The organism is Iodobacter fluviatilis (genome assembly GCF_900451195.1).
In the GTDB taxonomy this organism is placed as follows: Bacteria; Pseudomonadota; Gammaproteobacteria; order Burkholderiales; family Chitinibacteraceae; genus Iodobacter; species Iodobacter fluviatilis.
In genome coordinates, this window is sequence record NZ_UGHR01000001.1 from 787079 (window position 1) to 802839 (window position 15761).

Sequence of the window (15761 nt, forward strand, 5' to 3'; positions counted from 1 at the left end):
CGTTGCAGAGCAGTAAGTGCAACGAGTTAACCCGTTAAAGTCTGGCGACCATAGCGAGGTGGTCCCACTCCTTCCCATCCCGAACAGGACAGTGAAACACCTTAGCGCCGATGATAGTGCAGATTACCTGTGTGAAAGTAGGTCATTGCCAGACACCCTAAGCCGTACCAAGACCCCCGTACTCGAAAGAGGCGGGGGTTTTGCTTTGCGCGGAAGAAAAGTGATTTGCATGTTGGGTTACGCGATTATCGCTGAGCGAGGTAAACCTCGCACGCAGACTGCTAACCCAACCTACAAAACCTGCCCCAAATGGACACCAGCCCATCGTAATTGCAGCATGAGCGTATGATTAATATCATGATATTTAAGGCCAGAGAGGGGTGAATGCGATGATTTATATTTTTACCGGTGCGGGAATGGCGGCTGATTCGGGTTTGCCTACTTTTAGGGATACCGGCGGGCTTTGGGAAAATTATGATATTAATCAGGTATGTAATTTCCCCCGATTTATTAAAGAGCAGAATATTCGTGATTTAACTTTTCAGTTTTATAATGAGCGTAAATTGCAATATTCTGAGGCAAAACCTCATGCGGGCTATGTCGCGATTGCAAAATTACAGCAACAACAGCCGGTTAAAGTGATTACAACCAATATCGATTTATTGCATGAGGCTGCGGGCACAGCTGATGTATTACATTTGCATGGCAGAGTGGATCAGATGTCTTGTGCCCAGTGTTACCACTATTGGAATATTGCCGATCATGTATTTGAGCCGGGTGAATGCGCGGCCTGTGGCAGTGTAATGGTAAAGCCCGGCATTGTATTTTTTGGTGAAATGGCACCGGAATATGAAGCTTTACACTGGCTGATTGAAGATTTAAAAAGCACGGATACTTTTGTGATTGTAGGCACTAGCCTGAATGTGGTGAATCCGATTGCGATGATCCGATCTGCAGGAAAATATCCGCAAATTATTTTTATTGATAAGAATATCCCTGCTGCTGCCAAAGCGCATGGTGTGATTTGTATGGAAGAGGCTGCAGAAGTAGGATTATTAAAATGGATTAATGCAATCAATCAGTCATAAATCATTAATCTTTGAGTGCAATTGATCTGTTGTATTGCATTATTTAATCTATTTATATGCGATATAAATAGAATGTCGCTTAGATTGTCATGGCATAGTACGGTTATTGTATCTTCCTTGTTTAGTCATGACTCTTCGTGCCCCAATTCATTTCTTGATTCTTTGTTTTATTGCATTGAGTGCTAAAGCTGAAGAGCGCTTGGGCGATTCCCCTGATCCCACTACTTCAATTAATAAAGTGCAGCGCGTTGAAGTGCTTGGGCATAAAGATGATAGACGCAGCTCAACGGCGACGAAAACCGTCATTTTAGAAGCGGATATCGTGCGTTATGGCGATAACAGCCTAGTGGATGTTTTAAAGCGCGTACCAGGAATTAGCGTGCGTGGCGTGCAGGGCAAGGGCGGCGAGGTGCGGATGCGTGGCCTTGGCAGTGGCTACACGCAGGTGATGCTCAATGGTGAACGTGCCCCTCCTGGGTTTTCTTTAGATTCTATTTCTCCAGAATTAATCGAGCGCATCGAAGTGGCTCGTGCTGCCACTGCAGATGCCAGCACGCAGGCGATTGCCGGCTCGATTAATATCATTTTAAAAAGAAAAGTGGATATGTCCCGCCGCGATATTAAGCTGGGGGCTTCCAGCGATGGTGGTGAGCCAAGTCTTGCTGTGGATGGTCTGTTTTCTGATCGTGATGGTGATTTTTCTTATACGATTTCTGGCGGAATTGGCCGCAGCAAAAGCGTAGATTTATCCCTAGTTGATCAAGAAGAGCTGAATGCGGCTGGCCAGCTGCGGCTGGCACGAGTGACCAGCAAAAGGGATTTTGGGCAAAGCGACAGGCTGAATCTTGCGCCAAGGCTGATGTGGGATTTGGGTCATGGCGACAGTATTAATCTTGAGAGCTTATTACGCCTGCAGCACTCGGAAGGGGGCGGTAAAGAGCTAAGGCTGACTGGCTTGGGTGAGCAGCCCCCTTTGGTTCAGGATTTTACCCGCAGCGTTTCAGACAGTAGCCAATTTAGAAGCAAACTAACTGTATTGCATCAGCTTGCGAGCGGAGCCAAGCTTGATCTCAAGCTGGGTGCCACATATAACCGGCGAGAATCAGATAGTCAGCTTGAAGGTTATGATGCAAAGGATTTGCCTGCGCTCAGCCGCAATATCAACTCGCTGGCCAGCGATTATGGCCTTAGTCTGAGTGGCAAATATTTAAATGGCTATATTGAGGGCCATTCTTTTGTTACCGGCTGGGAGGCTGAATATAATTGGCGTGCTGAGGATAGGCTCAGGCAGGAAATAGCTTATGGAAAGCCAAGTGTTTATCGGGATGATTCATATACCGCCAAGGTAGAGCGCCTTGCTGTATTTGCTCAGGATGAATGGGAAATCTTGCCGCAATGGTCGCTCTATATGGGCTTGCGTTGGGAAGGGATTGCGACGCAAAGCGAGGGCAATACTCTGGATGACGTGGCTAATCGCTCTGCTGTGCTTAGCCCTATTTTGCAAACACTATGGAAGTTCGCTGAAAAAGATCAGCTGAGATTTGCGCTGAGCCGCACCTATAAAGCGCCCAATACCCGCGATTTAATTCCACGGCGTAATGTGGCCAATGATAATAGCGCTACCACGCCAGACACTAAGGGCAATCCGGATTTACGCCCTGAATTAGCTTGGGGCGCTGATCTGGCCATTGAGCATTATCTGGAAAAAGGCGGGGTACTTAGTGCCAGTATTTATGCTCGCCAAATTGATGATGTGATCTTGCCAACTCTGATGAAAATAAATGGCCTGTGGGTTTCTCAACCTTTTAATCAGGGCCGGGCTCTGTTGCGTGGTTTAGAATTAGAAGCCAAATTTAATTTAAAACAGTATTGGCCTGATGCACCTGCTTTAGATATTCGCACTAATGTGGCGGCTAATTGGTCGGAAGTTGAATCAATAGCAGGGCCGGATAATCGCCTAGATCAGCAAACGCCTGTGAGTGCTAATTTTGGGGTGGATTATAAATTGCCGGGTGAGTTTCTGACTTTAGGTGGCAATTATAATTTTCAGAGTGCGGCGAAGACCCAGCTTTCGAATACTCAGGCTGCAATCAACCCAGCCAAACGCACGCTCGATGTATATGGCTTATGGAAAATCAGCCCGGCAATGCAATTGCGTATTTCATTTGCCAATATATTGGCTGAAGACCATATCGCCGAATCTCTTTATACAGATCAAAACGGAATTCGCCAGCAAACCACCACCAGCCAGAGCGAGATGACGGCAAGGGCGGTTTTAGAAATGCGTTTATAAGAATACCGGCCATCCAATCCCCAGCTGCCAGAGAATCGTATGCCCCAGCTTGAAACTCCCCAAGTCGCACCGCAAGCAGTGAGCTTTTGGCAGGCTTTTTTATTTTGGCTGAAATTAGGTTTGATTAGCTTTGGCGGGCCTGCCGGGCAGATTTCTATCATGCACCAGGAGCTGGTAGAGCGGCGGCGCTGGATTTCTGAGCGGCGATTTTTGCATGCGCTGAACTACTGCATGCTGCTGCCTGGGCCTGAGGCGCAGCAGTTGGCGACTTATATTGGCTGGCTGATGCACAAAACCCGTGGCGGCATCGCTGCGGGTGTGCTGTTTGTTTTGCCATCATTATTTATTCTGATTGCGCTTTCCTGGGTCTATATCGCTTTTGGCAATCAGCCCTTGGTGGCGGGATTGTTTTATGGGATTAAGCCTGCGGTTACGGCGATTGTGCTGCAAGCCGCGCATCGCATCGGTTCTAGGGCGCTGAAAAACAATACGCTGTGGGCGATTGCCGCTGCGTCTTTTCTTGCCATCTTTGTTTTAAAACTGCCTTTTCCTATGATTGTTGCGGTAGCGGCTTTAGTTGGCTATGTTGGTGGGCGCATTGCTCCAGAGCAATTTAGTGCGGGCGGTGGCCATGGTAAGAGCGACCTTTCTTTTGGCCCTGCGCTGATTGATGACGATACGCCAACACCAGAACATGCGCGTTTTCGCTGGGCAGGCTTAATTAAAATTGCCATCGTGGGCCTGCTGCTTTGGCTGATTCCTATGGGGTTGTTACTGGCAAGCTACGGCTGGGAGCATACCTTTACGCAAATGGCCTGGTTTTTTAGCAAGGCTGCTTTGCTGACGTTTGGTGGTGCGTATGCCGTGCTGCCCTATGTCTATCAGGGCGCGGTGGATCATTATGGCTGGCTGATGCCAGTGCAAATGATCGATGGTTTGGCGCTCGGTGAAACGACCCCTGGCCCCTTGATTATGGTGGTTGCTTTTGTGGGGTTTGTTGGCGGCTACAGCAAGGGATTATTCGGGCCGGACAGCTTGTTTTGGGCAGGCGCTGCTGCCGCCACCTTGGTGACTTGGTTTACCTTTTTGCCTTCGTTTATTTTGATTCTGGCCGGTGGGCCGATGGTGGAAGCTACGCATAACGATCTGAAATTCACCGCGCCGCTCACTGCCATTACGGCTGCGGTTGTTGGGGTGATATTAAATCTGGCGCTGTTTTTTGGCTATCACGTGCTGTGGCCTACGGGCTTTGCTGGCGTGTTTGACTGGCGATCAGCGCTGATCGCACTGGCTGCTGCGGTGGCTTTGTTCCGATATAAAAGATCGGTGATTCATGTGATTGGGGTGTGTGCTTTGCTGGGGCTGGCTTTGAAAATGGGATCGTTTATCTTGATATAAAATATAAATGATAATTAATATCAATTATATTACACTGATAAATCATTCTTTCATCAAGCTTGTGAGGGCAGGAAATGGGCAATGGAGATTTATGTATTGGCGCTTTAAGCCTTTTACTGAAGCACCATGAAACGGGCTGCCATCATGCCGCACAGCAAGCGGCTAATTTGTTGGAGCGATTGGCCGATGCCTGTGAGCTAGAGCCTGATATACAGGATTTATTCGAGCGTGCCTGTTTTCGTTTAAGGGATGATCAGTCTGGCGCTCATCAGGCCTGATGTATTGTAGGGCGGGTGAAGCACCATACGAGCTAAGCAAAGTCAAAAGACTTTTTTATTAGTGCCTTCGGCACGTTGATTTTGGTGCGGGAGTCCCCCGCGCGGGACTCACTTTCTTGAACGGCCAAGAAAGTAAGCAAAGAAGGCCGCCCCACGAAACACGAAGGCCCCTCATCTGCGGACAATCGAGCGGCGGCTGCGGAACTCGCTTCGCTCAAACAGGCATCAAAGAAACCCCGCCCGTTTGTTCCTCGTGTCGCGGTTTCAAGGGGACTCTAAAAGCCCCGTGCAGAGAGTGTGGACAATAGATTTTTCGCTGTTTGCAGATGAAAAACAAAGTGCTTACGCGTATGGGGTTTCACCCGTCCTACGAGGGATCTGTTTTTCTCCGTGCCCTCTGTGGTTCAAGATGTGGGTTTTACTAGCTTAGTCCTCCTTCGCCAGCTACGCCTGATCGCAAAAAAGCTCAGTGCAAAGCCGGTGATAGTCAGCCCCATGGCTACGATAGAGGTGCCGCGCAGTAGGCTGTTGTTAAAATCCTCGCCCTCGCTGTAATCCATCACATGTAAACGCCAGAAAAAGTCGTAAATCACCCACGCTTCGTTGCGAGCAGCTAATAGCTCGCCGCTCTGGCCGTCAAAGTAAAAGCGGCTTTGCAGGGCATCATCAAATTGCGCCACCCATATATTTTGGCGGGCAGAAAACTCATGCACCATGCCTAGGCGGCGGGGGGCTTCTTTGATTTTGATGACTTCAGCTAATTTACCTTCACCCTTATAGATACTGCGAGCAAACTGGCTGATATTGCTGGCATTGGCGGCTAGAACTGCGCCTCCTGCCGTACTGAAGAGCAGCTCTTCTTTTTCAAAACGTAGTTTGAGTGCAGGGCCAGTAGCTGTGGCAATGCTTTGCACACCGAGCAAAGCGCCTTTATTTGTTGGCATGGGGCCGATCTGGGTAGCCCAATTTGCGGGGAGCGGCTGGCGTGGTTTTTCCATGACTTCGCCGCATTTAATCCAATCTTGAAAAGGCAGCCAAGCAAAGAGTAGCCCGCCTAGTATCCATGCTAAAACTTGAAATGCCACCAGATAGCCTATCCAGCGATGCCAGCGAAAGAAGGTTGCTGCCAAACTCATTTTGATACCCTGATTAAGAATCATTTTTATGGGCGCTATTCTAATGCACTGCGCTGGTGGGCTTTATGCTATTTGTATCTAGATGGCTGTGTTTGAGCGCTTGACAGTGGAGCTGTTGGGGAGATACTTACGTGAATATTGGCTGAAAGATTACTAGCTTGAAATATCTGTCCTCAGTAAGATTGAGCAGGGGATGGGCTGATCGAGCCGCTCGGAGCGTTCACTATGCAATAAAGCCTAAGGCAATCCTGATCGGAGCGTTTGCTCTCAATATGCAATAGAGCTTAGGAAAATCACAATGCCACAAAAAATTCCAGCGCCAGCGGGTGGTTGGGGGGCGCTTAAAGCGACGCTTGCCACCATCGAGCCAAGTCATGCGGGCAAGTCCGTGATTGCCTTGGCCAATGCCAATCAGCCCGATGGCTTTGATTGCCCCGGCTGTGCTTGGCCGGATAAGCCTAATACTCGTGTGCAATTTTGTGAGAACGGGGCCAAGGCCATTGGCCATGAGATTACATCTAAGCGAGTTGAGGTGGATTTTTTTGCAGAGCATACCGTCAGCGATTTGCAGCGATGGGATGATTATTCGCTGGAGCAGCAGGGCAGGCTGACCGCGCCAATGCGCTTTGATGCCGCAAGCGATCGCTACCTTCCGATTAGCTGGAATGATGCGTTTCAGTTGATTGCAAGGCATTTGAAAGAGATAAAGCCTGACGAGGCGCATTTTTATACCTCGGGGCGCACCGGCAATGAAACAGCGTTTTTATATCAACTCTTTGTGCGGCTTTATGGCACGAATAATATGCCCGATTGCTCGAATATGTGTCATGAGCCCAGCGGCTTTGCGCTTAATGCCAGCATTGGCGTGGGTAAGGGCACGGTAACGCTGGAAGACTTTGATCTTGCCGAAGCGATTTTTATTTTTGGGCAAAACCCCGGCACTAATCATCCGCGCATGCTGGGTACTTTGCATGAAGCAGCAGAGCGGGGCTGCAAGATTGTGGTGATTAATCCACTCAAAGAGCGTGGTTTGGTTTCATTTCAAGACCCGCAAAATCCGCTGCAAATGTTGCGTAACTCTGCTTCCCCCATTGCCTCGCTCTATGTACAGCCACAGCTGGGCGGCGATCTGGCGATTGCTAAGGCACTGCTTAAATCGGTGCTAGAGGCTGGCGCTGCCGATCAGGCTTTTATTACCGAGCATACCGAAGGCTATGAGGCGCTGGTGGCCGATATTGCTGCGACTTCCTGGGAAGATCTGGTCAGCCATAGCGGCTTAACGCTGGCCGAATTAAAGCAGCTTGGTGATGTGTATATCCAGAGCAAGGCGACGATTATTACCTGGGGTATGGGTATTACCCAGCATCAGCATGCGGTGGCGACCATCCAGATGCTCTGCAATGTGTTGCTGGTGAAAGGCAATATCGGCAAGCCCGGCGCAGGTGTTTGCCCAGTGCGCGGGCATTCTAATGTGCAGGGCGATCGCACCATGGGGATTAATGAGCGCCCCAGCGCGGCCTTTTTGCAGCAGTTAGGTAAGGCCTGTGGCTTTACGCCGCCATCCCAGCAAGGGCGCAATGTGGTGGAAAGCATAGCCGCAATGGAGTCTGGCGCTGGCAAGGTGTTTATCGCCATGGGGGGTAACTTTGCTGCTGCCACGCCGGATACTGAACGAACGCATGCGGCATTACGTAAGCAAAACCTGACGGTGCATATCACCACCACGCTGAATCGATCGCACCTTGTGCCGGGGCTGGATGCGCTGATTTTGCCTTGCTTGGGCCGCACTGAAATCGATCTGCAAAACGAGCAGCCGCAAAGCATTACGGTTGAAGATTCGATGAGTATGGTGCACCTGACGCACGGCATTAAAACGCCTGCGTCTCCGCATTTATTGTCCGAGCCAGAAATAGTGGCGCGTATGGCTGCCGCCACGCTGAGTAATAGCCCTATAGATTTTATGGCCTTGATTCAGGATTACGATTTAATCCGCGATTTAATCGCCGCCGCGATTCCAGGCTTTGCCGATTTTAATCAGCGGGTGCGCGTGCCTGGCGGGTTTTATCTGGGCAATACGGCAAGGGAGAGGCATTGGGTGGTGGGTAAGGCGCGTTTTAAAGTGCATGCTTTGCAAGCGTCTGTCCGTGATCAGCTACAGGGATTGACCACACATTCACTGCTGCTCCTTTCAACGATTCGCAGCCACGATCAGTACAACACTACGGTGTACCGCAGAAATGATCGCTATCGCGGCATTCAAAATGAGCGAAAAGTATTGTTTATCAATGCTGAGGACATGGCCGAGCTGGGCTTGCAGGCCGATCAGTATGTGAATATCGTTTCTGTGTGGTTTGACCGTGAGCGTCAGGTGAATGATTTTCGCCTGCAGCCTTTTGATACGCCGCGTGGTTGCCTGGCTGCGTATTTTCCGGAAACCAATCCGCTGGTGCCCTTGGATTACTACGCCGTTGGCGCAATGACGCCGGCCAGTAAAGCCTTAGTGGTTTATCTGCAAGCATGAGCGAGGGTATTCAAACCGTAACAGCACATTTTTATGTTGATGATGGCTTACAATTGCTGGAGCAGCAGGTGGCAGAAGAAGTACCGCTGCTCTTGGTCTACAACGGCGTAGCCTATCTGGTGATGCTGTGCAGCCCACTGCATTTGGAGCAACTAGCGATTGGCTTTAGCCTGAGCGAAGGCATTGTTGAGGCTTATTATCAAATACTGGCCTTAGAAATCAGACCCAGCCACGATGGCTATGAGGCGCATTTACAAATCCCCAATGAATTTGCCGCCAAGCTGCGCAGCCGTCGTCGTAATCTGCAAAGCCGCACCGCATGCGGTCTGTGTGGCAGCGAGCAGCTGGCCGAGGTGATGCGTGCGCCACCCGCGTTTGATTCTGATTTTCAAATTGAACCGCAGGCTATTCTGGCCGGAATGCAGGCCTTAAGTCAGCTGCAAACCATAAACCAGCAAACGGGGGGCGTGCATGCCGCAGGCTGGTGGGCAGCAGGGCAGTTAACGGTATTTGAAGACTTAGGCCGCCATAATGCGCTCGATAAGCTGATTGGCCATTTAGCCAGCCAGCGGCAAAGGCCGGATGGCCTGCTCCTGATGTCTTCACGACTGTCTTACGATTTGGTCCAAAAAGCTGCCCGCGCCCAAATGCCCATCATCGCAGCGATATCCGCCCCAAGCCATCTGGCGATAGAGCAAGCAAGGCAGGCCAATATCACCCTGCTCGGCTTTGTGCGCGGGCAGCGTTTTACTGTTTATACCCATCCGGAGAGGGTGTTGACTTGAGCTCTGTCAGTTAATTCAGCTAGGTATTTGCTCTTTTTTTTACGGCGAAGCCCCATGATGACGCTTGCCAGCCCGAAGCTTATCAATGCACAGAATTCTGGCTTTGATATCAGGGAGGGCATGGTTATGGATTTAAATGGCTCATAGCCTATTTCTAAATTGCCATTGCTTAAGGAATTAGCAATCAGTGTGCCCTCAATATGGCCGGAGCCAATCACATCGGCATTTACGGCCAGTACGCTGCCGTTTACAAAGCGACTGATATTTATCTGCCGCGCATGGCTGAGATTCCAGATAATGCGATCGCGGTGCTTTGCCATTGTGTCGGCAGAATCTGCGTGCTCCCCTCCATAATGGCCAGAAAAATCTGCTTTGCTCAGTGTGCTGTTGATGATGATGTGTGCGTCTGGTTTGATATTTTTAAGGTAAACATTCGTGATTGCAGTATCGCCAAGATTAAAAACTTGTAAATCGGATTGGCCATTTCCGCTGAGCACCAAACCTTCAGCTTCTGCACGCCATTGTCCTATCGCTGGCAGTTGAGCTAATTTTTTTGACAGAGCAGAAAGTTGAATTTTTGCAGCTGCAAAATTAATCACAGTAGCACTGGGGATCGCTGTAGCATATTGCCAGCTGGCGGCATTCAGTTTGCCACCATAGACCAAATCACCCATTTGTAATCCGTTGGGACGATTAGGCCCCTTAGATACCCAAATGGCAGGGCTAAGACCGATGCTTGTGTTGGTATCTATGTTTTTTACCGGCCCATTCGAGATAATGCCTGCTTTGCCCCATGCAGTACTTAGCAATACATTGCCTGCCACCACAAGAGAGGGAGCAGAGGAATCATGGGCATTGCGATAGCCCACATCAAACCCTGCATTTAAATTGCCGCCTACTGCCAGACGCCCTTCGACGTAAGCTGCCGTATTGACATCTGCAAAGAAAAAACCGTTGTATTCATTGGCCACACCTAAATCAAGCACTAAAGCGTGTGTATAGCCTGCGATAGCGAAATTCAGAAGCAGTGCTATACGGGTTAATCGCATATCATTAAATCCTAATTTACCAATGGGCGTATCTTAATGCCATAAAATGGCATGTCAATGGGATCGCGAATTTTTCTTTATTTAATTCAGTTTTTAAGAACTAAATATGCTTTAAAACCGGGTATTCACTGCCCATCGCTTATTGAAAGCAAGACGGATACTGCCGCTTCGCTTGTCTGGCAATCCCTGCAGATATAAAGCTAAGCCTCAGAATGTAACTAAATTTAGATTTGGAATAATACGCGGGGTGGCGTGATGCGTTTTATGTGTTGTGGAGTGTTAAGCAGCCTGTTAATGGGGCCTGCATATTCTGCCCGGCCGGTTGTGGAGCTGATGGTAGAAAATGCGGCTGAGCCTTTTTCTAAAGCCGATGGCACGGGCTATAGCAATGAATTGATTGTGGCTATTTATGCTGCAGCAGGCGTTGAAGCAAAGCTTAAAGTCGTGCCCTATGCGCGCTGTAAAAATATGGTTTTAGAGGCCCGCGCCATTGCTTGTTTTAATATGGCTTGGGAGCCTGCATTGAATGGAAAAATTAAATTCCCCAGCGTACCGCTTTATACGGTCACACCGGTTTACTTTCAGAATAAAGCGAATCCTATTGGGGCAAAGAGCGAGGCACAGCTCAAACCTGGCTTAAAAATAGGCGTGGTCAATGGCTATGAATACCCGCCCAGTGCCAGTCAGTTGCCTAAAAAAGGAGTTATTTTTGTGATGGGCAATAGTGAGCAAATTAATTTAAAACAATTAGCAGGCAAAAGCCTGGATGCTGCTCTGGTGATGGCAAATGAGATACAGATTCCTGGGTATTGGGCAGAAAACGCGGGCGTGGCAGGGCAAGTAGAAATGATATTCCCAAGCACCAAACAAGATGTGTTTATTGGCTTTAGTATTCAGCATCCCAAAGGCTTATGGGCGCTTAGCCAGTTTGAGCAAGGCTATAGAATCGTTGCGGATAACGGTAAGTTAAAGCAAATTAAAGCAAAATGGGGAGCACAGAAATAAATACTCGAAAAAAAGCACTTACAGACAATAAGTGCTTTTTTATGCAGATGCTAAATAGCGTTTATTTCAGCGAGCAACATGCTTAATTTTGATTTTGTTTCTGCTGATGCAGAAGTCATCGGTAAGCGGAGCTCGTCATGTATTAATCCCTGCATGGCCAGTGCTGCTTTAATCACTGCAGGGTTGGGTTCGGAAAATAACAACTTAATCAGCGGGCGTAATTGCAGATCAATGATTCTGGCCGCGGCTAAATTACCTTCTTGGATATAGCTCAGCATCTTTTTATATAAATCAGGCCGGATATGCGCGGCCGCAGCAATTGCGCCATGGCCACCCATACAGCTGCTGATAAAAATAAGATGATCTTCACCGCTTAAAAACTTGAGTGGGGTTTCATTGATTATCTGATAAATAGGCTCTATTTGCCCGCCGCCACTTTCTTTAATCGCCACAAATTGCGGATTAAGGCTGAGCGCTTTAATGGTGGCCGGCTCTATGGTTACGCCGGTGCGATAGGGAATATTATAAATAATAAGAGGATGGTGGCTTGCTGCAGCAATGGCTTCAAAATGCTGCAAAATCCCCGATTGGGATGGCCTTACGTAATAGGGGGCAGAAACTAATAGCGCGGCGATGGGCATATTGTTCAGTGCCGCTGCTGCTTGAGCCACTTCCGCCGTATTGTTGCCGCTAATACCAAAGGCCACGGGGAAATCTTTGCTGACTGCGGTTAAGACTGCCGCAAGGAGTTGATGTTGCTCTGATGTTGATAGCGTGGCGGATTCGCCCGTGGTGCCACAAACGACCAAGCCATCTGCGCCTTGTTCTGCTAGGTGTTTTGCCAAGCGGGCTGCGGCGGCCAGATCAACTTGCCCGTTTAAAAAGGGCGTGACCATGGGGACCCAAATGCCTGAAAATTCAATCATATATTTGCTCCTGTGCGGTGCCAACCATGGGAGGCCATGCCTTCAGATTTGAAGCGCTCAGGGAATAGATGAGGTGGATTGGTTTACTGATTCCCGTCGGCTGTCGTCTGACGGGAAGGCTGCTCCGTCAGAGGGACAGCTGTTTCTTCGGTTTATTATTGCCAAGCAGATTGATGGAAGCCACATGCAAACACAGCAGCGGAGCTGTTGTTTGGCTAAGTGGGGAGTTTTGCATAATCATTACTTTGACGATAAGAATGGGGGAAGGCTTAATGTACTTTAATTATTTCAAGGCGGCAAGATCGCTGAAGCATCAGCCTGCTACATATTGAGCATTAAAGCGTGCGGCAATCTTGCCTGTTGCGTCACCTACCGTGATTTCCAGCGCCATTCTGGCCCGCCCTTTACGTTGCAGCATTTGTAAAAAACGTGCGGTTTGGCTCGCGTCTGGTGGGCAAACCTTGGCGATGAGGTCGCTTTGCAAGGGGATTAAAAAGTGGGTACTGCCGGTTTGAATCACCACCTCTATATCTGGTCCTGCTAATTCAGATACCCACAACCAACCTGCAATAGTGGCCAGCGTACTGATGCTACCGCCAAATGCGCTGTGATGATCGTTTTGATTAGGGCCGTAGGGGGCAGTTAGTTGCCAATCGGATTGATCTCCCAAAAGCTGAACCTGCATGGCTTTTAAAAGGGGGAAGCCCTGATGAAGTCGTGTGGTCCAGCGTTGGGAAAAATCATTCATGGCTGGCTTAGTTGGTGACCTGATACTTTGGCGGCAAAAAGAGCGCTGCAATTTGCGGTGCACGCTTAAGCTTAGACAGTGGTGCATCCGGCATTTCGTCATAGCTTTGTGCGCGGGCCCGGCTGCTTGGTGGTGTATTCATATTGCGGGTCAGCGCTGCAACAGGTGCAGCAGCAGAGCGTGCAGCAGGAATACGGTCGCGTCCTCGGCTTGGTTGAGGCGTGGTTTCAAGCGGTGTAGTGCCTGGTGAGAAGCCCGGAACCGGAATCAGAGGCAGATCACGTTTGAGCATTTTTTGAATGCCAAGGTAAGCTTTTTCTTCTTCTGGTGCGACTAAAGAAATCGCAATTCCTGATGCGCCTGCGCGGCCAGTACGGCCAATGCGGTGCACATAGTCTTCTGGATTGGTTGGCAGCTCAAAGTTAATGACAAAGGGCAGCTCGTTAATATCTAAGCCGCGAGCGGCTACATCGGTGGCGACCAATACTTTAAGGCTGCCATCTTTAAATGCCGCCAGCGTTTCCAGACGGGATTGCTGAGTGCGGTCGCCATGAATGGCTTCGGCAGAAAAACCAGCGCGTTTCAGCTCGCGGCCCAATTGCTCTGCGCCAATTTTGGTGCGGCAAAATACAATGACCTGCCCCATATTGTGGGTGCGAATCAAATGGGCAACGAGGGCTTTTTTGCGGCTGTTTTCTACCGGATGCAGCTCTTGTTTTACCGATTCATTGGCTGAATTCTGGCGCGCGACTTCGATGACTTCAGGGTCGTGCATAAAGTCTTCGGCCAGCTTTTTGATTTCTGGTGCAAAGGTGGCTGAAAACAGCAGCGTTTGCTTGCGCGTAGTGCACAGCTCAAAAATCTTACGGATATCTAAAATAAAACCCATATCGAGCATGCGATCGGCTTCATCTAGAATCAGAATTTCAACTTGCGATAAATTAACCGATTTTTGCTGGATATGATCGAGCAAGCGGCCAGGCGTTGCGACCAGGATTTCTACACCTTCCCGCAATTTTGGGATTTGCGCCTTAATATCCATGCCACCAAATACAACATGGCTGCGTAGCGGCATGTGCTTGCTGTAGGTGGTCACGCTTTCAGAAACCTGATCGGCCAGCTCGCGAGTCGGTGTAAGAATTAATACACGAATCGGGTGACGTGCAGGGGACGCGCTGGTGTTCGCGTGTTTAGCGATTTTGGTGAGGATCGGTAAAGTAAACGCAGCTGTTTTACCGGTGCCTGTTTGTGCTGCACCGAGAACGTCGCGTCCGGACAGAATGACAGGGATGGCCTGCGCTTGAATCAGCGTCGGATGTTCATAACCTTGCTCGGCGACTGCCTTGAGCACTTCCGGAGCCAGCCCGAGCGATGCGAATGTCATGCGTGTTTCTTTCCGAAAAATAAGAACAACGTTCCAATTTACACGAAGCGAGGCCCGCTGCATACCCTGACCGACCATCGGACAACAGTGAAACAGGCTCTAAGCCCGCCAATCGGTTAAACTAACGCCCATATTTAAACCTGACGGAATAGCGCAATGTTTGATCACGCTTCGCAACACTTAACCACCGTGCGCGACTTACATCGCTTTGCGGTCAGCCGTTTCAACGCGGCCGAATTGTTTTATGGCCATGGTACTGACAACGCCTGGGATGAAGCGGCTTATTTGATTTTAGCCACGCTGAAATTGCCGCTCGATCGCTTAGAGCCCATGTACGACGCAAAATTACTGCCAGAAGAATTAACGCAAGTGTTGGCGGTATTAAAAGAGCGTGTAGAAACCCGCAAACCGGCTGCTTACTTAACCAAGGAAGCGTGGCTTGGCGAGTATAAATTTTATGTTGATGAGCGCACCATTGTGCCGCGCTCGTTTATTGCCGAGATTATCCGTGAGGGCGGCTTAACACCGTGGATTGAATACCCAGAGCTGATTCACCGCGCGATGGATTTATGTACCGGCTCCGGTTGCCTTGCGATTGTGATGGCCGATGCCTTCCCTGATGCCGCGATTGATGCGCTGGATTTGTCGCCAGACGCGCTGGATGTGGCGGAAATCAATGTGTTGGAATATAGCTTGGGCGAGCGCATTGATCTGATGGATTCCGATTTATTCAGCGCAGTTGAAGGCGAGCTGTACGACCTGATTATTTCTAATCCACCTTATGTAGACGCGCATTCGGTAGAAGAGCTTCCTCCAGAATATCTGCACGAGCCGGAAATGGCCCTGGGCAGCGGTGAAGATGGCTTAGATATTACCCGCCGTATTCTGGAAGAAGCCACTCGCTTCCTGAATCCGTTGGGCGTGCTGGTGGTAGAAATTGGCCACAACCGTGAAGAGCTGGAAGCCAGCTTCCCTGAGTTACCTTTTGTGTGGCTGGATACCGAAAGCGGTGATGGTTTTGTATTCTTGCTGACGCGGGAAATGCTGGTTGAGGCGGGGATGTAAACGGCTTAATGAGCGGTTTGATTCAAAAAGGTGCAAAGAAAATACTATTTTCTTGCACCTTTTTTTGTGGGCCCAAGGGCATAGC

General features: G+C 49.4%; 13 protein-coding genes and 1 rRNA gene. 9 read left to right on the forward strand and 5 right to left on the reverse strand.

Annotated elements, in window-relative coordinates; translation table 11 throughout:
• Positions 1–40 precede the first annotated feature (40 nt).
• The 5 genes from rrf to DYD62_RS03590 all read left to right on the forward strand — a co-directional run bounded on the left by rrf (position 41) and on the right by DYD62_RS03590 (position 5057).
• Positions 41–154, forward strand: a 5S ribosomal RNA gene (rrf, locus tag DYD62_RS03570).
• A 235-nt stretch (positions 155–389) separates the two neighbouring features.
• The gene (locus DYD62_RS03575; protein WP_115226101.1) at positions 390–1088 is read left to right on the forward strand and encodes an SIR2 family NAD-dependent protein deacylase; all 699 of its coding nucleotides are present in this window, start codon (positions 390–392) and stop codon (positions 1086–1088) included.
• A gap of 127 nt (positions 1089–1215) precedes the next feature.
• Entirely contained in the window at positions 1216–3381 is a 2166-nt protein-coding gene (locus DYD62_RS03580) for a TonB-dependent receptor plug domain-containing protein (protein ID WP_115226102.1), read from the forward strand.
• Positions 3382–3420: 39 nt separating this feature from the next.
• Positions 3421–4779: a chromate efflux transporter gene (gene chrA, locus DYD62_RS03585; protein ID WP_115226103.1), complete on the forward strand. Its 1359-nt coding sequence runs from the start codon at positions 3421–3423 to the stop codon at positions 4777–4779.
• 74 nt (positions 4780–4853) lie between these two features.
• Positions 4854–5057, forward strand: a complete 204-nt coding sequence (locus DYD62_RS03590) for a hypothetical protein (protein ID WP_115226104.1) — start codon at positions 4854–4856, stop codon at positions 5055–5057.
• 404 nt (positions 5058–5461) lie between these two features.
• Here the strand turns inward: DYD62_RS03590 and DYD62_RS03595 are convergent, their stop codons facing one another.
• Positions 5462–6193, reverse strand: coding sequence for a PepSY domain-containing protein (locus DYD62_RS03595; protein ID WP_132038702.1), 732 nt, complete (start codon positions 6191–6193; stop codon positions 5462–5464).
• Positions 6194–6491: 298 nt separating this feature from the next.
• Between DYD62_RS03595 and DYD62_RS03600 the strand changes: the two genes are divergently transcribed.
• Together DYD62_RS03600 and fdhD are read left to right on the forward strand one after the other, a co-directional pair.
• Positions 6492–8714: an FdhF/YdeP family oxidoreductase gene (locus DYD62_RS03600; protein ID WP_115226106.1), complete on the forward strand. Its 2223-nt coding sequence runs from the start codon at positions 6492–6494 to the stop codon at positions 8712–8714.
• Complete coding sequence (fdhD, locus tag DYD62_RS03605) at positions 8711–9499, forward strand: formate dehydrogenase accessory sulfurtransferase FdhD (RefSeq protein WP_115226107.1); 789 nt, start codon at positions 8711–8713, stop codon at positions 9497–9499. The genes DYD62_RS03600 and fdhD overlap by 4 nt, the downstream gene beginning before the upstream one ends.
• On the opposite strand, the gene DYD62_RS03610 is transcribed toward fdhD, so the two are convergent.
• Complete coding sequence (locus tag DYD62_RS03610; RefSeq protein ID WP_115226108.1) at positions 9469–10548, reverse strand: choice-of-anchor A family protein; 1080 nt, start codon at positions 10546–10548, stop codon at positions 9469–9471. The genes fdhD and DYD62_RS03610 overlap by 31 nt on opposite strands.
• A 294-nt stretch (positions 10549–10842) precedes the next feature.
• Between DYD62_RS03610 and DYD62_RS03615 the strand changes: the two genes are divergently transcribed.
• Positions 10843–11553 (forward strand): substrate-binding periplasmic protein, encoded by a 711-nt coding sequence (locus tag DYD62_RS03615; RefSeq protein ID WP_165928731.1) that lies wholly within the window; start codon positions 10843–10845, stop codon positions 11551–11553.
• Positions 11554–11603: 50 nt separating this feature from the next.
• On the opposite strand, the gene dapA is transcribed toward DYD62_RS03615, so the two are convergent.
• From dapA to DYD62_RS03630, 3 genes are all read right to left on the reverse strand, one after another.
• The gene (gene dapA / locus DYD62_RS03620) at positions 11604–12479 is read right to left on the reverse strand and encodes a 4-hydroxy-tetrahydrodipicolinate synthase (RefSeq protein WP_115226110.1); all 876 of its coding nucleotides are present in this window, start codon (positions 12477–12479) and stop codon (positions 11604–11606) included.
• Positions 12480–12792: 313 nt separating this feature from the next.
• Positions 12793–13227 (reverse strand): YiiD C-terminal domain-containing protein, encoded by a 435-nt coding sequence (locus DYD62_RS03625; RefSeq protein ID WP_165928732.1) that lies wholly within the window; start codon positions 13225–13227, stop codon positions 12793–12795.
• A gap of 7 nt (positions 13228–13234) precedes the next feature.
• Positions 13235–14611 carry a DEAD/DEAH box helicase gene (locus DYD62_RS03630; protein WP_115226112.1) on the reverse strand — a complete coding sequence of 459 codons (1377 nt, stop codon included), beginning with the start codon at positions 14609–14611 and terminating at the stop codon, positions 13235–13237.
• 156 nt (positions 14612–14767) lie between these two features.
• Here DYD62_RS03630 and prmB point away from each other — a divergent pair, with 156 nt between their 5' ends.
• A complete protein-coding gene (prmB, locus tag DYD62_RS03635) occupies positions 14768–15676 on the forward strand; it encodes a 50S ribosomal protein L3 N(5)-glutamine methyltransferase (protein ID WP_115226113.1) in 909 nt (302 codons plus the stop codon).
• Positions 15677–15761 lie beyond the last annotated feature (85 nt).